Origin of the sequence: Desulfosporosinus sp. (assembly GCF_014237355.1) — a bacterium.
GTDB lineage: Bacteria > Bacillota > Desulfitobacteriia > Desulfitobacteriales > Desulfitobacteriaceae > Desulfosporosinus.
The window spans coordinates 1-18,456 of the sequence record NZ_JABZFS010000065.1; the positions used below are offsets into that span (position 1 = coordinate 1).

22 protein-coding genes are annotated in these 18,456 nt (G+C 40.7%); 5 read left to right on the plus strand and 17 right to left on the minus strand.

The window, feature by feature from the left end; genetic code table 11:
• Window positions 1-821: prephenate dehydratase (gene pheA / locus HGJ98_RS14370; RefSeq protein WP_291352096.1), on the plus strand; the 821-nt coding region annotated here is incomplete at its 5' end.
• A gap of 74 nt (window positions 822-895) precedes the next feature.
• Here pheA and thrC read toward each other — a convergent pair.
• Entirely contained in the window at window positions 896-2,371 is a 1,476-nt protein-coding gene (gene thrC / locus HGJ98_RS14375; RefSeq protein WP_291352097.1) for a threonine synthase, read from the minus strand.
• A 237-nt stretch (window positions 2,372-2,608) separates the two neighbouring features.
• On the opposite strand from thrC, the gene HGJ98_RS14380 reads away from it, so the two are divergent.
• Window positions 2,609-3,997, plus strand: coding sequence for a uridine kinase (locus HGJ98_RS14380; protein ID WP_291352098.1), 1,389 nt, complete (start codon window positions 2,609-2,611; stop codon window positions 3,995-3,997).
• 112 nt (window positions 3,998-4,109) lie between these two features.
• Here HGJ98_RS14380 and HGJ98_RS14385 read toward each other — a convergent pair whose 3' ends face one another.
• The 6 genes from HGJ98_RS14385 to HGJ98_RS14410 form a co-directional block, all read right to left on the minus strand.
• On the minus strand, window positions 4,110-4,295 hold the full coding sequence (locus tag HGJ98_RS14385) for a 2-hydroxymuconate tautomerase (protein ID WP_291352099.1): 186 nt from the start codon (window positions 4,293-4,295) through the stop codon (window positions 4,110-4,112).
• A 36-nt stretch (window positions 4,296-4,331) separates the two neighbouring features.
• On the minus strand, window positions 4,332-4,673 hold the full coding sequence (locus tag HGJ98_RS14390; protein WP_291352100.1) for a GIY-YIG nuclease family protein: 342 nt from the start codon (window positions 4,671-4,673) through the stop codon (window positions 4,332-4,334).
• Window positions 4,674-4,676: 3 nt separating this feature from the next.
• Complete coding sequence (locus HGJ98_RS14395) at window positions 4,677-5,495, minus strand: menaquinone biosynthetic enzyme MqnA/MqnD family protein (protein ID WP_291352101.1); 819 nt, start codon at window positions 5,493-5,495, stop codon at window positions 4,677-4,679.
• A 74-nt stretch (window positions 5,496-5,569) separates the two neighbouring features.
• On the minus strand, window positions 5,570-6,325 hold the full coding sequence (locus tag HGJ98_RS14400; RefSeq protein ID WP_291352187.1) for a fumarylacetoacetate hydrolase family protein: 756 nt from the start codon (window positions 6,323-6,325) through the stop codon (window positions 5,570-5,572).
• Window positions 6,326-6,356: 31 nt separating this feature from the next.
• A complete protein-coding gene (gene nth, locus HGJ98_RS14405) occupies window positions 6,357-7,007 on the minus strand; it encodes an endonuclease III (RefSeq protein ID WP_291352102.1) in 651 nt (216 codons plus the stop codon).
• Between the two features lie 14 nt (window positions 7,008-7,021).
• The gene (locus HGJ98_RS14410) at window positions 7,022-8,077 is read right to left on the minus strand and encodes an HD domain-containing phosphohydrolase (RefSeq protein ID WP_291352103.1); all 1,056 of its coding nucleotides are present in this window, start codon (window positions 8,075-8,077) and stop codon (window positions 7,022-7,024) included.
• 165 nt (window positions 8,078-8,242) lie between these two features.
• Between HGJ98_RS14410 and HGJ98_RS14415 the strand changes: the two genes are divergently transcribed.
• Window positions 8,243-8,995, plus strand: coding sequence for a TSUP family transporter (locus HGJ98_RS14415; protein ID WP_291352104.1), 753 nt, complete (start codon window positions 8,243-8,245; stop codon window positions 8,993-8,995).
• A 61-nt stretch (window positions 8,996-9,056) separates the two neighbouring features.
• Here HGJ98_RS14415 and HGJ98_RS14420 read toward each other — a convergent pair whose 3' ends face one another.
• The 3 genes from HGJ98_RS14420 to HGJ98_RS14430 are packed head-to-tail and all read right to left on the minus strand — an operon-like array spanning window position 9,057 to window position 11,601.
• Entirely contained in the window at window positions 9,057-10,181 is a 1,125-nt protein-coding gene (locus HGJ98_RS14420) for a VanW family protein (RefSeq protein ID WP_291352105.1), read from the minus strand.
• A gap of 24 nt (window positions 10,182-10,205) precedes the next feature.
• Complete coding sequence (locus tag HGJ98_RS14425; RefSeq protein WP_291352106.1) at window positions 10,206-11,042, minus strand: PRC-barrel domain-containing protein; 837 nt, start codon at window positions 11,040-11,042, stop codon at window positions 10,206-10,208.
• Between the two features lie 16 nt (window positions 11,043-11,058).
• A complete protein-coding gene (locus HGJ98_RS14430; RefSeq protein ID WP_291352107.1) occupies window positions 11,059-11,601 on the minus strand; it encodes a hypothetical protein in 543 nt (180 codons plus the stop codon).
• 413 nt (window positions 11,602-12,014) lie between these two features.
• On the opposite strand from HGJ98_RS14430, the gene HGJ98_RS14435 reads away from it, so the two are divergent.
• Window positions 12,015-13,067: a diguanylate cyclase gene (locus tag HGJ98_RS14435; protein WP_291352108.1), complete on the plus strand. Its 1,053-nt coding sequence runs from the start codon at window positions 12,015-12,017 to the stop codon at window positions 13,065-13,067.
• Between the two features lie 114 nt (window positions 13,068-13,181).
• Here HGJ98_RS14435 and HGJ98_RS14440 read toward each other — a convergent pair whose 3' ends face one another.
• The 5 genes from HGJ98_RS14440 to HGJ98_RS14460 form a co-directional block, all read right to left on the minus strand.
• Window positions 13,182-13,328, minus strand: coding sequence for a hypothetical protein (locus HGJ98_RS14440; protein WP_291352109.1), 147 nt, complete (start codon window positions 13,326-13,328; stop codon window positions 13,182-13,184).
• 169 nt (window positions 13,329-13,497) lie between these two features.
• Window positions 13,498-14,112, minus strand: coding sequence for a YigZ family protein (locus HGJ98_RS14445; protein ID WP_291352110.1), 615 nt, complete (start codon window positions 14,110-14,112; stop codon window positions 13,498-13,500).
• A gap of 1 nt (window position 14,113) precedes the next feature.
• The gene (locus HGJ98_RS14450) at window positions 14,114-14,503 is read right to left on the minus strand and encodes a thioesterase family protein (protein WP_291352111.1); all 390 of its coding nucleotides are present in this window, start codon (window positions 14,501-14,503) and stop codon (window positions 14,114-14,116) included.
• 208 nt (window positions 14,504-14,711) lie between these two features.
• Window positions 14,712-15,134 carry a CBS domain-containing protein gene (locus HGJ98_RS14455; RefSeq protein WP_291352112.1) on the minus strand — a complete coding sequence of 141 codons (423 nt, stop codon included), beginning with the start codon at window positions 15,132-15,134 and terminating at the stop codon, window positions 14,712-14,714.
• Window positions 15,135-15,242: 108 nt separating this feature from the next.
• Entirely contained in the window at window positions 15,243-15,968 is a 726-nt protein-coding gene (locus HGJ98_RS14460) for a demethylmenaquinone methyltransferase (protein WP_291352113.1), read from the minus strand.
• A gap of 202 nt (window positions 15,969-16,170) precedes the next feature.
• Here HGJ98_RS14460 and HGJ98_RS14465 point away from each other — a divergent pair, with 202 nt between their 5' ends.
• Window positions 16,171-17,352 carry an MFS transporter gene (locus HGJ98_RS14465; protein ID WP_291352114.1) on the plus strand — a complete coding sequence of 394 codons (1,182 nt, stop codon included), beginning with the start codon at window positions 16,171-16,173 and terminating at the stop codon, window positions 17,350-17,352.
• Window positions 17,353-17,487: 135 nt separating this feature from the next.
• On the opposite strand, the gene HGJ98_RS14470 is transcribed toward HGJ98_RS14465, so the two are convergent.
• Together HGJ98_RS14470 and HGJ98_RS14475 are read right to left on the minus strand one after the other, a co-directional pair.
• Window positions 17,488-18,081: a TetR/AcrR family transcriptional regulator gene (locus tag HGJ98_RS14470; RefSeq protein ID WP_291352115.1), complete on the minus strand. Its 594-nt coding sequence runs from the start codon at window positions 18,079-18,081 to the stop codon at window positions 17,488-17,490.
• A gap of 92 nt (window positions 18,082-18,173) precedes the next feature.
• On the minus strand, window positions 18,174-18,446 hold the full coding sequence (locus tag HGJ98_RS14475; protein WP_291352116.1) for a FeoC-like transcriptional regulator: 273 nt from the start codon (window positions 18,444-18,446) through the stop codon (window positions 18,174-18,176).
• Between the last annotated feature and the right edge of the window lie 10 nt (window positions 18,447-18,456).

Sequence of the window (18,456 nt, forward strand, 5' to 3'; positions counted from 1 at the left end):
AAGAGGCACTTCACTTATTTCTAACCACACAGTCTGAATTTATTGATTCACCCCCTGAGCTTATTCCCTTCTCTACAATACCTCGTTTACTATTCGCCTGCGATGATAAAGAAATTGACTGGGCCTTTGTCCCTTTAGAAAATTCAACAGAGGGGCAAGTGGGCGTAACTATGGATACTCTTGGTCAGACTGAGCATCTCTTTATCAATCATGAATTCGTACATCCTATTGATCAATGCCTTTTAGCCCACGAACCTATGCCCCTAGCACAAATTGAACGGGTCTATTCTCATGAACAAGCCATTGGGCAATGCCGTGAGTTTCTTGAGAAACACCTGCCTAATGCTCAACAAGTCACTTGTCTAAGTACTGCTGAGGCAGCCCATAGAATTTCTTCAATCCGAGAAAACTGGGCCGCTATAGGACCACGTCGAGCTGCTCAACTCTATAACCTTCACCTTCTTCAGGAATGCATTCAAGATGCAACGCTAAATGCCACACGCTTTGTGCTAGTCAGTCATAGTCTTGCTGAAATGTCGGGTGGGGACGATAAAACCTCTCTTCTAGTTATTGCAGAAAACAAACCAGGATCACTCTATCGAATTTTAGGGGAATTTGCTAAACGTCAAATCAATTTAAGCCGGATCGAATCCCGGCCCTCGAAGCGAATACTGGGAGAGTACGTTTTCTTTGTTGATGTGGACGGTTATGTCTTTGCTCCACCCATCCAACAGGTTTTGTGGGCACTCAAGGAAGAACGTATTTCTGTTAAACTACTGGGGTCCTATCCAAAGGCACAACCCCATGAGAGAATATTTTAAGGAGAGAGGAAACTTCCTCTCTCCTTAAAATATATCCTGTTTAATTCACTAATAGACGTCTAGTATCACGTATACTATGCAAACTTCTTTTGGATAAACTCAGAGATATCTTCGGGTTTAATCGATGAAACTGATTTTTCTGCTTTGTTTTCCAATCCTTGTAAGCCCTGAGGAACTTTCCATCCAGTTAATTGGTTTAAACGATCAAGAGCTTGCCATTCATCTCGGCAGCTCTCCTGTCTTTCTTTAGCTAAACCTTTTATGACATTCGAGGAAAACTTGAAGGGGCTTGCTGTTGAGGCTATAACGCTGAACGTTTGATCGTTTGTCTCATAACGATAATCCTCGTACACTTTCATGGCGACCGCTGTATGGGGATCAAAAACATACTGATAGGTTTTATAACTTCTTGCTATGGTTTCAAGAGTTTCCTCTTCATTTGCCCACCCGGCGTAAACTGTATCTTGACAAGCTTTCAGGGTCATAGAATCAACCGCGAAGGATCCTTGATTGCTTGAATTATACCAGGCCTGAATTTTCTCTGCGTCACGGCCACTCATTTCAAAAAGAAAACGTTCGAAATTACTTGACACTAAAATGTCCATGGAAGGCGAAATCGTTTGATAAAAGGATCGTTGGCTTTGATAAACTCCTGTTGCAAAAAAATCCGTCAAGACATTATTGCTATTTGAAGCGCAAATAATTCGATTAATCGGAAGGCCCATGCGCTTAGCGTAATACGCGGCTTGTAGGTTACCGAAATTCCCAGTAGGAACCACGACATTCATCTTACTCCCTGAGTGAATCTTCCCCTGCTTTACCGCCTGTAAATAGGCCCAATAATAATAGACAATTTGGGGTAAAAGCCTGCCCCAATTAATAGAATTAGCCGAGGAAAAAATTAGTTTTTTCTTTTCAAGCTGAGCTTTTAACAATTCCGAAGCAAAAACTTGTTTAACTGCCGTTTGACATTGATCAAAGTTTCCCTTAACTGCAACAACGTGTGTATTATTTCCTTCCGTTGTAGTCATTTGACGCTCTTGAACAGGGCTAACGCCTCCCTCCGGGTAAAAAACAACAATGTGCATCCCATTTCGGTTTTTAAACCCTTCTAAGGCGGCTTTTCCAGTATCTCCAGAGGTTGCTACCAGAATTAAAACCTCTTCATCCCGGTTAAACTGTTTAAGACTAACCTTTAATAAGTCAGGTAATACCTGTAAAGCCATGTCTTTAAAAGCCGCCGTAGGCCCATGCCAAAGCTCCAACACTCCAAAGTTTCCTACTGAAACCAAAGGCGCAGGGTCTTCGCCATCAAATGTTCCATCTGAATATACGTTTACGATTTTAGAAAGCGCTTCCTCTGAAAAGTCCGTAAGGTATGGCATCATTACACGTTTGGCGACATCACGATAGGTTAACCCCTGAAGGTCCTGCCAATTCAAGTCTGGAAAATTTGAAGGGACAAAAAGCCCCCCGCTTGGTACCATTCCTAAAGTAATAGCTTGCGATGCTGTTTGGTCGTACAGATTACCCCGTGTGCTTTCGTACAATACTTTTTCCTCCTTGACCCTATTAACTGATTGTTTACAATCTATTCGCGGTATAGTCTCTTTGCCAGAATAAATCTCCTTCATATTCGACTTAAACTAGAACGGGTTTTATACCCTCCGAAGTAGGATGTAAATTACTATTTGATTGTAAATTTTAATCGATATATTGAAGGAAAGCAATAATCACTTGTTGAATACCCATTTTAATGCAATTATAGATTTGAAAGGAGCTCGGGAATGTCAGATTACTCAATACGAAAATATCGACAGAGTCTGGTTATTGGACTTATTGGAGTCGTAAAAGAACTTTTTCCGGATGAACAGCTTAAGATCTCTCACTCAATCCTCGATGGAGTGTATTGTGAACTTGAGAATTCTGTCCTATCTTCAAGGGAAATCCAAAGGATTGAGGATCACCTAAGAATTTGGGTACGTTCAGATCAAGTCATTTCTTATGAAACTGGGAATGATCACCTCTACCATTGTCAAATAAATGACCATATGATCACGACAATCTATCCTCCACTTGAGAGGTCAGGATCTCTAAAACATTTTAAACTAATCCACTTTTTGCCTGGTTTCATATTGCTCTTTCCTAATGCCAATCATCCGGAGTCTCTCTCTCCCTTTGTTCCTCCTGAAAAACTCTCTGCAACATTCTCCGAAACTCAACGCTGGTTAGAAAATCTGCACCTTTCGAACGTTCAAGATGTCAATGCAATTATATCTTCTAAGTCTTCACAGGACGTCATCTACTTGGCTGAAGCCTTACATGAAAAAAAGATATCCTCCATTGCAGATCGTATTTTTGAGCAACGATCGAAAGTTCGTGTCATCCTTATATCTGGACCAACTTCATCTGGCAAGACGACCTTTGCCCAGCGACTATCCACCCAATTACGTGTTAACGGTCTTCGACCCGTTGCATTATCTCTGGACAATTACTTTTTACCGAGGGAAGAAACCCCTCTCGACAGTAATGGACAATATGATTTTGAATGCTTGGAAGCCCTTGATCTACCACTCCTTGCTGCTCATTTAAATGCGCTAATCGGGGGATTAGAAGTTGAAACTCCTGTTTTTGACTTTGTCTGTGGTGGTCGTTGCCCAGCCGGCAGACCTATGCGCCTGAGTCCCGATGAAATCCTGGTCATAGAGGGAATTCATGCTCTTAATCCATCATTACTTCCTTCACTCGACCGAACCCAAATGTTCAAAATATATGTTAGTGCCCTTTTTCAACTTAATATTGATGCGTACACTCGCGTGCCAACAACCGAAGTTCGGCTCATCCGCCGACTTGTGAGAGATGATAAATTCCGCGGGACCGACCCTGCTCGAACCCTTGCTCAATGGGAAAGTGTTCGACGAGGAGAAAACAATAATATTTTTCCTTATCAGGAAGAGGCTGATGTCATGTTTAACTCTAGTCTGCTTTACGAACTCAATGCCTTACGACCTTATGCTGAACATCTGTTGATCTCCATTACCCCAGAATGCCCTCATTATGAAATGGCTGCTCACCTTTTAACCCTTCTATCCTTTTTCAATCCATTAGATATTTCCACAGTCCCCTTTAACTCCATTCTTAGAGAGTTTTTAGGGGGAAGCGCCTATAATGTTTAACCTAGTCGGCCGCTAATCTCCAGTAAACGGTCAAGATAAAATAGTAAAACACAAAGCGCGAAGAGGAAATGCTCTTCGCGCTTTCGCATTCTGACATCGTAATCATTAATTACTATTTGTCACAAGCAAGCTTCCCCGCCTTAGCGTAATTTTCTTTGGCCATATCTCGGATGATAATAGAGATACTCTCTGGGGTTGCCCCGATAGATTCTTCGATAGCCTGAGTGACTTTCTCAGCAAGTAAACGTTTTTGCTCAGTTGTCCGACCTTCTAATAAATCGATTTGTACAATTGGCAATGTATTTCCCCCCAACATTATAACAAATATAAAGGATCAATCCGTCAAGTTTATTAGGTCTTGAGAAACCTCTAAAACTGAGAAGCTTAGATTTCGACGCTCTGCTAACTTATAAATACGTTCTGGTTGCATTATCAATTGATCCTTTTCCATTCGCAAGCATCTCTTTATGGCATGTTCTAACCGCAATGCTTCACTCCATGAGCCAACCTTCCAAGCTTGTGCCAAAGTAACGGGAAGATGCGAGGCTGTATACTTAGCTCCTTTTCCTCTTGAGGTTCCGCTGTTATGTTCTTTCACCCTCCGCAAGAGGTCTGTTGTTGCGCCAGTATAGATCGTATTATTTCCACACCTTGCCAGGTATACCCAATAACCCATGCTTTACTCCTTAGGCCAAAATTCAAGAACCGGTCGGCTTGGCAGTAGCTTCTGTTCAAAACATAGTTCTAAATATTTTCTTAACCCCGTCACCAAGGTTAGATCTAACCCATAGTTAAATTGTGCAAAGTAGTCTCTCCAATAGTCATGTGATCCTCCGAGCATGCTAATGCATGTCCCTATGACGGCATCCATATTACATAGGGCCTTAGCTTTAGCTTCTAAGAGCAATTGGTAGATGCACTTTAATTCCTGTTCCCGCTCAGTTAAGAGTTTTTTAGGGAAGGCCCATACTGCATATGTCATAGAGCAGCCGGTTTGCTTATACCATTCCTCACCCAAATCAAAGACAAAACAATCCGGCTGACTAAGCGCTACTTCTATGGCTGCATCACCAATCAGAAGGGCTGCATCCGCTTTGACAAACATTTCTTGAAGATTTGCCGGCATAGTAAAATATCGAGGAGTTACTCCATAGAAATGATGGAGTAGAATTTTAGTTAAATTGACAGATGTTGCTGATGCATCTGTTAATGCAATTGTTAAGCCTTCTAATTCTTTCAAAGGCACTTTTGAAAATAATAAAATTGATCCTACTCTTCCTTTTGTAGAAACTGAGAGGTTTGGCAAAATCGCATAATCTCTCCAATGCTCCCCATAGGAAAACGCACTTATCGGAGCCATATCTATCCTTCCATCGGCCAACATTGCATTATGCCCCGTCGGCTCCGCTGTAACCGATTCTAGTAAGGGATGCTCTCTCTGTAGAAAAAAGAACATCGGCAACATATTAGTATTAGGGTTATGTCCAATGCGAATCATGCTTGTACCCCCATGCAGTAAAAATATATTAAATCCTGAAACACCAACCTCTGCTAGTGGGTGTTCCGAGTTCACTATTTTACTGTATTGCGTAATTCCCCAATCATTTGAATTCTTACAATTACCTCATCCCCAGGTTGAAGGGCACCTACTCCTTCTGGCGTACCAGTAAGGACTACATCCCCAGGATTGAGTGTCATGACTTGAGAAATAAAGCTTACGAGTTTTGGTACTGAAGTTATAAAATGTCGGGTATTCGAAGACTGCTTAATTTGACCATTAACGAAGGATTGGATGTCTAATTGACTAGGATCGATATCCGTGACAATCCAGGGTCCGATGGGACAAAAGGTGTCAAATGATTTCGCCCGAGTCCATTGACCATCTTTATTTTGAAGGTCTCTTGCCGTTACGTCATTAGCACACGTATAACCAAAAATGGCTTTTGAGGCGTCGCTTTCTGAAACATCTTTAATAGTCTTTCCAATGACAACCGCCAGTTCCGCCTCATAATCAACACGTTGGCTGATTTTGGGGTAAATAATCTCAGCATCCGGGCCAATAACTGCGGATTGCGGCTTCATGAAAACAACCGGGTCAACGGGTAAGGAATGGTCCAGCTCTTGAGCATGTAAAGCATAATTAAGTCCTACACAAACGACTTTATTGGGTTCCACAGGAGTCAGCAAAGTAACCTCCTGTAACGATACGTAAGTTCCAGTTAGTTTACTGTTAGGATTTAGAAATTCCCCGTCGAGATACTGAATCCTTTCTTCTTCTAGGACTCCATATCCAATCCGGCTATTGTTGATAAAACGAACATACTTTATAGTGATCAGTCCTCTCAATTTTATGCTGAAACTAGCGTTTGTCTTCAAAGTACATCTTACAGACTTGATTAACAGGGCATTCCACACAAGCAGGCTTCCTTGCATTACAGATTCGCCTGCCATGAAAAATTAAAAGATGATGGATTAAAGACCATCGATCACGCGGGAAAATCTGCATTAATTCTTGTTCTACCTTTTCCGGAGTCTTCTCGTGGGCTAAGCCTAAACGATGTGCAACTCGAAAAACGTGTGTATCAACAGCAATCGCTGGAACCCCGAAGGCATTACTTACTACTACATTTGCAGTTTTACGTCCTACACCAGGAAGACGTCTCAAGCTTTCTATATCGTCCGGTACTTGTCCGTTATAGTTTTCAACTAGCTCTTTGCAGGCTGCAAGAATATTCTTGGCCTTGTTATGGTAGAGCCCTAAAGAACGAATTTTTGTTTCAAGGGCAATCTGCCCTAATCTGAGGATAGACTCAGGGGTATTCGCCTCTGCAAATAAGGAAGCTGTTACTAGATTAACTCTATCGTCCGTACATTGAGCGGATAAGATCGTGGCAATTAAGAGTTCAAATGGGGAATTAAACACTAACTCACATTGAGCATCAGGAAACCTTTCCTGTAAAGCATCATAAATAAACTGAGCAACTTCCTCAGCAGAACCAATTTGGGCCATGATGTTTCCTCCGCTTAACTTAAGACTTCCTGGATGAAGATTGTTCGCTTTTCTACCATATTGTATTCTTTCATATCATTGGATCCAAATTCTGACTCATCAAAAACCCTAACGATCGGTCTGGCTGGCATACTTAGATTCTGATCAACAACCACTCCGATTTCACCTGTATTCAGCTTAACAGTAATCCCTGTTGGATATGCTGCAATGGTTCTAAGAAATACCCTAACCATTTCTAAGGGGAAGAGTACACCAGCGAGACCCATTAGAATTTCACAGGCTTCATGCGGCATAATACGCTTGACGTTACTATGGTCAGATGTAACCTTGTCATAGAAGTCCGCAATCGCTACTATCTGAGCTAAGGGATGAATTTCCCCCTCTTTTAGGTGCCGTGGGTAGCCTGTTCCATTCATATGTTCATGATGTTGAAAAGCAATGTGAGCGATAATCAAATTAAGATCTTTTCGCTTCCTCAGTTCCTCGAAACCTAGTGTGGTATGTGTTTTAAGTGTCTCCACTTCTTCTGGTGTTAAATGATCGTTTGTCAATAGTTTTGGATCCATTTTTAACTTACCAACGTCATGGAGGATTGCTCCAATAGCTAAGGTCTCAAGCTTTTCAAGATCTAATAACAGAGCCTTCCCTAAAATTGTTGAAAGAACACAAACATTTACCGAATGGGCGAACATCTGATTGTCAAGGCTTCGCATATCCATCATGTTAACTAGTATATCCTTTTTAAATAAGATCTCCTCGACGATTGTACTGATGATTTTTTTTAAGTCAAAACCATTCAGGTCTTTTCCTAGTCGTATAGCCCTTGAACTTTTCTCGAGAACTTCCATGGCCTCACGACGATGCTCTTCACGAATAACATCTTCTACGATCACATCATTAAAACGATCATCTTCGATGTAGAGAATGGAAATCCCCATATCTCTTAATTTCGCAATATACAATGGTGTGAGTTTAACCCCTTTGCCTAACAGGATTCTGCCTGAACTCGAGTAAATGGTTTTACCCAAAACATCTCCCATGGTTAACGAACTAACACTTACTTGCCGCACTTAGAGGTTTGCTCCTTCCTTTCGAAGCATCTTAATCAACACCCTACTGCATAATCCTACACCATTTTAAGCTTTTTTCCCAGTCTTCATTTCCAATAAGTGTGATGACGGAAATGCTTCTAGGGAGTATACTAATAAAGCGATCTATAACAGTGAGGTATGATTATGTTACTTGACCTTACCATAATATGCACACTTGGTTTTATTGCTGCAATGGTGGATGCAATTGCTGGAGGGGGCGGGCTTATTAGTCTGCCTGCTTTGCTCATGGTTGGTGTGCCCCCTCATCTTGCCCTAGGAACGAATAAATTTGCAGCCTCCCTAGCTTCATTAAACAGTTCTATAACCTTCGCTCGCTCTGGAAAAGTGCACTTCCCACTGGTCAAATGGCAAATCACCTTTACATTGATCGGTGCCTTACTAGGGGCTTGGGCTGTTCTCAGGGTTAGCTCCGATTTTTTGAACAAAGCAGTCTTGTTCTTGATTCTATTAGTAGGTATTTACACCCTGGTTCATAATAACTTAGGGATGGAGAATAAATTCAAGGGACTCAGTAGATCAAAAATCCTTCTTGGGTGTCTATTTGCTGTTATCTTAGGATTTTACGATGGTTTTTTTGGCCCGGGAACAGGATCCTTTCTGATCTTTTCCTTTATCGCACTCTTTGGTTTTGATTTTGTCGCTGCTTCTGCAAATTCTAAGGTTTTAAATTTCACTAGCAATATTGCTTCTCTCATGATGTTTGCTTGGAATGGTAAGATTGTATATTCATATGGTATTCCCATGGCCATATTCATGATCTTTGGCTCCTATGTGGGCACGAGGCTTGCCATTCATCGTGGTGCAGCTCTTGTAAAACCTGTTTTTGTCATAATGTCTCTTTTAGTGGCTACAAAACTTATGTTTCAGTATTTCTAGATTAAAAATTACTTATATTTAAAACACCCACTTCTTGAAGTGGGTGTTTTAAATGAACAAGTCACTTTGGGTCTTTATCCCAAGATTCCGGGCCTATGGGATAACCTTCTGGATTTTGAAGTTCCGGGTGTTTGTCATCAGCCAATCCAAATAATCGTATTCGAAGCCAATTAGCCCCAGTACGTGCACTTATTAACAAGTACCCTTTTGTATCATTTCGAAAACGGAAGTCGAGAATTCCATAGGATACAGTGGCATCTTGCCCTCTCAAAACGTAGGATACTGGCAATGAATGATTGTGCTTTTCTTCTATAGCAAGATTGGCCTGAAGTACCGCTTGATACAGCGTTGATGAGTCTTGGCAAATGCCTCCTCCAATTTCTTGGATCCTCGACTGATTAACAAAGACTATGGCCGGCGAATAACCACTATCCGCCGTACGTTCTCCAACGACATCATTGAACGAAAACACCTCTCCAGGAGGAATTAATTGATTATTTAAGGCTATAGCTGCTAGACGCACATTATTCGTTCGTTGCACATCTAGTGGATTAAAATAAGTCGTGTAATCTCCTAGATTATCTCCGACCTTGGCTATATCAGAAGTGCTCGGCTTAGCAGGCACATCCTTTACAACAGCTTCTACTTGTTTTCCCTCGTGTTCTTGGGCGACTTTCAGCCAGGTCGCTTCAATATCTAATTCTAACCCCGATAATCCTTCTGACCTTTTTAATTGACCATCCACAAACTCAATTGTAGCTGAAAGGGCAGGTCGATTTATTTCCTTACTAAACCCTTGCAACTGTTCGATGATTTCAGATCGATCTAATTGAATGATATCAGCTGAGGCAACCCCAGAGGGACGAGAGAAATTTTGAAGAACATCAGCGAACCAAGACCCCTTTGTAACAGGGAAGACTAGATCCAACCATCGCTCAATCTCTGCATAAGTACCCTCCCACTTTAAGGGATAAACCTGTTCCTCATAGATAACTGCATGGGGTAACGTATCTCTTATGAGCTTCGATACTTGAATTCTAGTTAGTCCTGAGAAGTCCTTGCCCCGCACACTTAAACCTTCTGGCGCCCGATCATGTGTATTAGCAAACGAAACAATGGTTCCAAACCCTAATGTTACACATAACTGTAACAGCAAGGCAATGATAAATAATCTTGATCTTTTCATTCTTAATTTATCTCGTTGTATTTCTTAACTCTTCTGCAAGTGAGAGGTTACTTCCATCAATGTGCTTCTTGTCGTAATGTGAGTAACCATTTCGGACGTAATGCACTCACCAGCACGTAAAAGATCTGCATTGTCTAAAATTATGTCTTTATCAACCTTTTTGCCGATAAAATATTGGAGCTGACGTTGTTCAAATAAGTTAAAATCAGCTTCTTGTTCAAACGCATCGTGTTCTTCAATAGTATCGACTTCTTCTTCAAGAAGATCGACTTCTTCAACAGAACCAAAGTCTAGGGAATTGACTTCAACGGGAATATCCTGAAAGTCGTCAATAGTCTGTGTCTGATTGTCCTCCTCATTGCTAATCATAATGATCTCTTGGTTTGAAGCCGCAGCTTCTCCGATTCCTTCAATGATGAGTAGTTCTTTGCCTAAGGTAATGATTTTTTCGACCTCGATCTCCTGCAGTTGTCCCTCTGATTCAAAAAGACAGGAGGCGATATGGCCGGTTTCTTCGTCAATGATAATTTCCGTCACAGCTCCAATAAGTTGTCCCTTTTTAGTCAAAACTTGAGTTCCTATGACACGGATATCTTGCTTTAATAAATTCTGAACCTCGGCATTTTGAGCTACATCTTGTATGACGTCTGGATATGGGATCGTTATTGCAAATTCCCCAAGTCCCAAGATGTCTGCATAAGGTATGACTTTAGCTCCAAAATAATCTGAGGGCTGATCGATAATCATAAAATCTAATGATTTACTCTGCTGGTTAAGTACTAGATCCTTTACAACTCCAACTTGCGTTCCATCTGAAATGCTTATAACTCGCAATCCAATTATTTCTCTTGTCGGTTTCATGGCGAGAGCCTCCTAATTAATTAAAATATTTAATAAGATTTTCTTTGTGTAGCCAAGCATCAAAGCGACGCCGTAGTTCTGAATTAAACTGTGGCAAATATTTTTGAATATGTCCCTTTAATTCAGTTAACGCATAATCACGCTCCTCTAGATTATCCAATAGCCAATAATAATCAATTATTAAATAAAAGGCCAAATCAGGCATCGGCTCCAGAGTTAATGCACGGGAAAAATAAACTGCGGCTTGTTGAAAATTTCCGAGATGTTTTTCTTTAAATCCCATATCGATGAGTTCATCGATCGTTAGCAAATCTAATCCTTCGACGATCTCTTCAGCTTTCTGTGAGTTTCCAACTTCTAAAAGTGGAAGTGGTGCGTCGGACTCTGCTTGGGTTTCAGAATCATCCCGTGGAGGACTAAGTTCTTCTACTAAAGCATCTTCATCAACTTTTGTGTCTTTTTCGACTTTATTCGCATTATTGTCTTGCAAATTATACTTTTTGTTGAAGTGCTTGTCTCCATCCTTTTTTCTTGACCATAATATAGCTGAAATAATCAAAACTACAAGCACAAACCATAAGATAATCCAACCTGACTGAAGAGCTCGGGGAAAAACTAAGACAGCACAACTCAACAAAAAAGTGATAGTGAACACTCTCATCCTCGATATTCCGAACACTCTCGCTTGCCATGTTAAGAACAAAACAAAGGGTATACTTCCTAAAACGACTGTCAATTCATATGTCAGAATACGGGTCCCCCTTTATATTAAACCATTTCATTTTAAAAATTCGACAGAAGTCCCATTTCTCCTTCTTCTATGCCCATGGATTTGCATTTTTATAGCTGCTTCTTTGACAATTTTCTTTTGGAAAAATATGATATAGTCAAAGGATAATTCAACTTAAAAGAGAATAGTATAATAGTCTGCCTTAATTCAACACCTTCACTCATTTTGTAGGGGGCATAGTTATGTCAAGTGATCGGCAAATCGACCCAGAAGACACTTCTGAATTGTTGCAAAGAATATATGTCTTAGAAAGCGAGTTAGAAGCAATACGTTTACAGACAAACGTTCTTTTAGACATTGCACGTGCTCTTAATGCTTCGCTAGATCCTAAAGTAATTGCCTCCAATATTATTAGTGCTATTGCATCTCTTATTAGTATTGATCAAGCCAGCGTATGTCTTTACAATGAAAAAACTCAAGATTTTCAAGTTATAGGAGTTTTCGATTCACAAACAATTACACCACAGATTCCTCCAGATCTTGATTTGTCGTTTCTATTACAAGTATTAGATAAAGGGGTTACCTATTATTGCCCCCCCGGAAATAGAAGGCAAGATTGGGAATGGATATGTTGTTTGCCTCTTCAAAACGCCCAACATAAAACCGGAACAATCAACATTCACGCCATTCGCCAAACGGAAATCACGTCTGAACAAATGAGATTCTTGGAGACTGTTGCCGGTCATGCAACCTCGGCATTGGAGAATGCTCTTCTTTATGCCATTGTCCAGAGGGAATCAATTACTGACGGATTGACAGGCGTATATAATCATCGTTACTTTCAAAAACGCTTGCGCGAGTACATCTCACTATGTCAACGCCATAAGCGGTCAGTGACCTTTGGCTTACTTATGATCGATGTTGATAACTTCAAACAGTTTAACGACAAATATGGACATCAATTCGGAGATACCGTACTTCAAACGATTGTGATTGAGCTTCGTAACAATTTAAGAGAAGAGGACCTCATTGCCCGTTATGGTGGAGAAGAATTTGTCATTCTTATCCCAGAAGCTACGGAAAAAATTGTACTATTTATCAGCGAAAAAATTCGAGACGTTGTAGAAAAAACCAAAGTTCTTCACCAGGCAACTGGCATTGATGTATCCGTTACAATAAGTATCGGCGTTACCCTCTGGCGCTCCTCAGATTCTCCGGCGTCATTAATTTCAAGAGCAGATCACGCTCTTTATGAAGCAAAAACAACCGGACGTAATCAAAGTGTCTTCAAATAGATAAGAACACCGCCTGGATAGCAAGGTGTCGTGATATCCGGAAAAATAATAAACATCCCCTCGTCATAGAAGGGATGTTTTAGTTATATAATTGATGGGTTAAATTGAAAATCATTAAGCCTCTATTACCCTTCGCATGGTTCCACTATTTTTCGGTAAATTGACAGTTAATTTAACGAGCTGAAGACATGATGCCGCAATAACCACTGCGCATCCCCCTAGAAATCCACCAATTATTAGGACTGGAATGAAACCTAACATAGAATATGCCCCCTTTACTCAATCTTGTTAATTAGTCACGGCTTGTCATTAATTGTTTTTATCTTTGCTATGATTTTAGCATATGGATAAGAAAAAAGAAAGTGATTGTATTCACTTTCATAAAGTTTAAATATTCACATAAAATAAACAATATTAACTACAAAAGTTTCTATCTCCATATAGTTCCGTGATCCTCATATAGGACTTGTTTTCTAGTAAAATCATCAATCCATTCTCTGAACTTCTCTATTTCATGTTCAGGAATATTAACATGAAGATTAATTACGTCACTAAACTCTTCGTTTTGAATGAACCAATCGTGTTGTTCGAATTGATACTTAAGAGTTTCAAACCATTGATACGGTACACGTAAAATGTATATCTGATAAACGGATAGTTTCTTTAATTCTGTCGAATTAATGACTTGTCGAGCAGTTCCACCATAGGCTCTTGTCAACCCACCCGTTCCTAGTAGTACTCCCCCAAAATAGCGAACTACAACTAGAAGCACATTCCAAATATTTCGGTACTGAAGGATATCCAGTATAGGGCGCCCACCAGTACCCTGAGGCTCGCCGTCGTCAGAGGACTTCTCCATGAATCCGTTGTGTAATCGATAGGCGTAAACATAATGACGAGCATTGGGATAGTCTTCGCGAATTTTTATCAAAGCTGTTTCTATTTCCTCTAACGTTGTAAGAGGAATAGCAATGCCAATAAAACGAGATTTATCGATTACTTGTTCCTCAGTAACAATTCTAGATAATGTATTAAATCCTTCCACGTTATAACTCCTGCTTGCGATTTTTCGTTTTAGCAAGAAAGGGTTCGACTTCAATAATAAAACGTTCGTGCTTTCCTATGCCAATCTGTCCAGCTTCGTCGTATACTTCTACTGAAAATACGAGTCTACGGCGGTCTATTTCAATGAGTTCAGCAGTGGCGAGTACTTTAGAGCCTAGTGGAGTAGCAGCAATATGCTTAATATCTAAGGAAGTTCCCACACTCGATTGCCCCAGGGGTAACTCCAAAGAATTTACAGCGGCTTCTTCCATGAGCGCCACCATAGCGGGAGTTGCAAAGACCTCAAGTTGTCCACTACCCATAGCCTTTGCAGTATTAGAATCTTTTACTATGGTTTGGGCCTGTCCTTTTATTCCAACATATAAATTCAAAGCGAGCACATCCTTCTCTTATTTTTATTTTAGTCTATCACAAAACTCACAAACAGATAATAACGTTGTGAATTTTTCACAACGTTATTATCTGCCTAAAAGGGTTTATCCAATCTTAAGACTTACGCTCATCAAGTAGGCACGTCCACCTGTAAGTTGAACAAGTACTCTTACCATCGTGCCAAATTCGATACCGAAATCTATTTAGTTAATGGTGTGCACCTTGAGAGATATCGCTAAGGGCATCTCCAGCTTCATTAACATGAATTTTTTCGATGGCTAAATCACCTAATGCCACTATTCCAATGATTGTTCCCTGTTCTACTACTGGCAATCTTCGAATTTGATACTCGGACATTAAATGAGCAGCCTCATGAACATCTTGATCTGCAGTAACTGTGATAACCTGAGAATTCATAATATCCTTAGCCCTTTTGCTTTCACTATTTAATCCATCTGCTACAACCCTAAGAACAATATCCCTGTCGGTAATGATTCCAACTACTTTCTTGTCCTCACACACAGGAATTGAACCAACATCCTTGTTCTTCATCAACCGCGCTACTTCTACAATTGAGGCATTTGGAGTAACCCAATCAACCTGATTCGTCATGACGTCACGTACTTTCAAACTGATCCCTTCCTTTCAATTTTTCTTATATAACAGGGATAGTATGAGCAACTACGTAAATAATCATGCAGATATTATTGTAAGATAAAATCTTTAGAAGGAGGACTCCTATAAATCCCGTGGTTTTGTTCCGGAAACGATGGCCACAACACCACCAGCCAAATTATTGTAATGAGCCTCTTCAAGTCCACATTCTGTAAAAATACGTACTAATTCTTCTTGGGCCGGGAACTCTCGAGCAGAGTCGTGTAGATATTGATAGGCACTAGCCTTTCTTGCCCAAACCTTGCCCATAAAGGGAACAAGTTTATCGAAATAGAGCCAATACGCTTGTTTAAAACCAATAAGTGATGGTTTAGCCATATCAAGGGATACAACCTTCCCTCCGGGCTTAACTGTTCTTATCATTTCCCGTAACCCCCGTTGCAAGTCCGGCAAATTCCTCAACCCCCATCCCACTGTAACTCCGTCAAAGGAATTGTCTTGAAAAGGGAGCTCCATCGCATTTCCATGAAGAAATCGAACACTACCTACATTTGATGCCTGAACCAAGGATTTTTCTGCAACTTCTAACATTTTTTGCGAAAAATCAAGCCCGGTCACGCTTCCTTCGTGGCCGACAACACGCCCTAATTCCATAGAAAGTTGACCTGTCCCACAGCAAACATCAAGCATATGCATACCAGGCTTCGCACCGACCTCTTGAACTGCTAGACGCCTCCATCGCTTATCCATTCCTAGGCTCATAAGGCTATTCATCAGGTCATAACGCCCTGCTATAGAATTAAACGTTTCTTTCACATATGTAGCCTTATCTTTTCCTGCAAAATCCATCGCAATCTCCCTATCTATTGGTTTTACTAAAATAGTATTCTCATTTACATAAATACTACCCCTACAAGAACCTTTTGTCCATAGACCCACTGAATTCGAAATACTTGCTACAACAAGTCCCAATAGTTACAACAAACCTAGTATTATTTATTGACCATTTTCAAATAAGCTCGTATACTGTTTTAACGAAAGGAGTCCCAACATGAATCATAAGCAACCTATTGAGTATTCTACCATTGGTGTCCTATCGTTAGCTCACATGCTAAATGATATGTACAGTAACTATCTACCTCAAATGCTCCCTTTTCTAGTCGCAGCTACAGCCCTTAGTGCTACGAGAGCAGCCATATTAGTTTCAGCGTTTACTATTAGCTCTTCTTTCATACAGCCAATCTTTGGCTACTTCCTAGATCGACAGGGAAAGCGGTGGCTCGTCCATGTGGGCACACTTTGGATGGCAACTATGCTCAGTTTAACTGGTCTTGTAACCAACTATCTTCTGCTTGTACTCTTAGCCACTTTAGCGGGTCTTGGGACTGCCGCCTTTCATCCCCAGGCATCAACCATGATTACTGTTGTAAGTGGTGACCGAAAAGCCGTTCTTCTATCTATGTTTATCGCCTTTGGGAATATTGGGTTTGCTCTCAGCCCACTCCTACTGGTTCCCCTTTTTCAAACCTATGGTCTTAGCGCTACAGTTTATACAGTTATCCCCGGGATTTTAGTTGCTTTACTCCTCTATTTTTTTGCCCCCAAAAATAATGTACTTAGTGGAAAGGCCCCCTCGTTAAGCGATGTACTTAATTCTTTGCAAAATGCCCGTACAGAACTGCTGGCGATCACTAGTGTCATCGCTATTCGAGCTTTAACCTTTACCGGATTGTTAACCATTCTCCCCTTATATTTTCAGGCACAAAACCTTTCGTCGATTGCCTCTAGTCATTTAGTTTTTATTATGTTATTCTCTGGAGCTATCGGCGGAATTCTTGGTGGATATATTTCAGATCGATATGGTCGTAAACGGTTAATTGTTTCTTCCCTCGCCCTTTCTACACCTCTTTTCTATGGTTTCACACACACACAGGGCGTTTTTAGTGTTATTTTCTTAGGCCTTGCTGGTGCTTCTCTATTGTCCAGCTTTTCTGTGACCGTAGTAGCTGCTCAAGAAGCTATTCCGAATAATAAGTCTCTCGCTGCCGGATTAACCATGGGCTTTGCTGGGGGAATCGGAGGGCTAATGGTAATCCTAATAGGCCGTATAGCAGATCTTTATGGCTTATCTACGGCGATCTCAGTATTGTTCTTTCTCCCTCTTGTAGCCGGAATTACCGCACTATTGATGAAAAGCCGACCTCCAGCGAGAACCCAACGAATAGCCACATAAGTTAGGAAATTAATAGTATAGAAGAAGACTCTTCTTTAGAATTACGGCATCACTTACGAAAAGAGCCAATCACTTAGATTTCAAGAAAATTTAAGTGATTGGCTCTTGATATTTTCAAAACAACGTAGAATTTAATTATTGTTTCTGCTTTATTCTAAAAGCCCCTCGCATAAGATCAAATACTAAGTCTTCTACTCCCTCTAAAGGACGCGGTTTCTTAGAACTCACCCAATCGCTGATAGCAGCATCAAGAGTTCCAAAGAACATCTGTCGACCTACTTTAACGTCTGCTAGCACTATTTCATCTTTCTCTACGCCTTCTGCAAGAACTTGTTCAATTAAATGGAAATACTCTCGCAGGGGCCCAGAAACTGCCTCCCTAATTTTAGGATCAGATTGTCTAAGTTCAATTTGCGTAACTATAGCTAGAGAGCGATTTTCCTGCATGTATTTAAAGTGAGTCTGAATGATGCATAATAATCGTTCTTGAGTTGTCTGGTATTGAACCACAGACTGACGAACTTCTTGAATAAATCGACCCATTCGCTCTGAAAAAAGACTGACCAAAATGTCCTCTTTATTCTTGAAATATAAATAAATCGTTCCATCAGCGACGCCGGCTAACTTGGCAATTTTAGATACCTGGCAAGTGAAATAGCCATACTCGGCAAAAGCCTCCGTGGCTGCATCTAAAATTGCATGATATTTTTCCTCACGGGGCTTACTCATTATGTCACGAGCTCCCTTCTTAAACAATTCCTAACACCTTAGATCGTACTAAAGGATATTTAACATCATACCATAGATCCTATTATCTAACATCATTTTCCCGAGGATCGTCCTGACAATATTTGTCCCCTCTCCGTAAGTACCCAAAAAGCAAACCCTTCTGGGGAAAGAAAGCTACATCCTTCACATTCACCGCTGCTTGGATCTTTACCGCAGCTCGGGCTACAGGCTCGCCCTAAGACCTCACGACGGACATAACCCATGTGTTCCATTTGTTCCAAGGCGCTTTCAAGCTCTCTTACGGAATAACCCAGTTCTTCAGCCAACTGGGCCATTGATAAAGATTTGCACGATAGTACTTCCATAATACTTGTA

Excerpts from the sequence above, each read along its gene's own strand:
- HGJ98_RS14380 (WP_291352098.1), top strand. The coding sequence starts at position 2,609 with ATGTCAGATTACTCAATACGAAAATATCGACAGAGTCTGGTTATTGGA.
- HGJ98_RS14390 (WP_291352100.1), bottom strand. The coding sequence starts at position 4,673 with ATGGGTTATTGGGTATACCTGGCAAGGTGTGGAAATAATACGATCTAT.
- HGJ98_RS14395 (WP_291352101.1), bottom strand. The coding sequence starts at position 5,495 with ATGATTCGCATTGGACATAACCCTAATACTAATATGTTGCCGATGTTC.
- nth (WP_291352102.1), bottom strand. The coding sequence starts at position 7,007 with ATGGCCCAAATTGGTTCTGCTGAGGAAGTTGCTCAGTTTATTTATGAT.
- HGJ98_RS14415 (WP_291352104.1), top strand. The coding sequence starts at position 8,243 with ATGTTACTTGACCTTACCATAATATGCACACTTGGTTTTATTGCTGCA.
- HGJ98_RS14420 (WP_291352105.1), bottom strand. The coding sequence starts at position 10,181 with ATGAAAAGATCAAGATTATTTATCATTGCCTTGCTGTTACAGTTATGT.
- HGJ98_RS14425 (WP_291352106.1), bottom strand. The coding sequence starts at position 11,042 with ATGAAACCGACAAGAGAAATAATTGGATTGCGAGTTATAAGCATTTCA.
- HGJ98_RS14435 (WP_291352108.1), top strand. The coding sequence starts at position 12,015 with ATGTCAAGTGATCGGCAAATCGACCCAGAAGACACTTCTGAATTGTTG.
- HGJ98_RS14440 (WP_291352109.1), bottom strand. The coding sequence starts at position 13,328 with ATGTTAGGTTTCATTCCAGTCCTAATAATTGGTGGATTTCTAGGGGGA.
- HGJ98_RS14460 (WP_291352113.1), bottom strand. The coding sequence starts at position 15,968 with ATGGATTTTGCAGGAAAAGATAAGGCTACATATGTGAAAGAAACGTTT.
- HGJ98_RS14465 (WP_291352114.1), top strand. The coding sequence starts at position 16,171 with ATGAATCATAAGCAACCTATTGAGTATTCTACCATTGGTGTCCTATCG.
- HGJ98_RS14470 (WP_291352115.1), bottom strand. The coding sequence starts at position 18,081 with ATGAGTAAGCCCCGTGAGGAAAAATATCATGCAATTTTAGATGCAGCC.
- HGJ98_RS14475 (WP_291352116.1), bottom strand. The coding sequence starts at position 18,446 with ATGGAAGTACTATCGTGCAAATCTTTATCAATGGCCCAGTTGGCTGAA.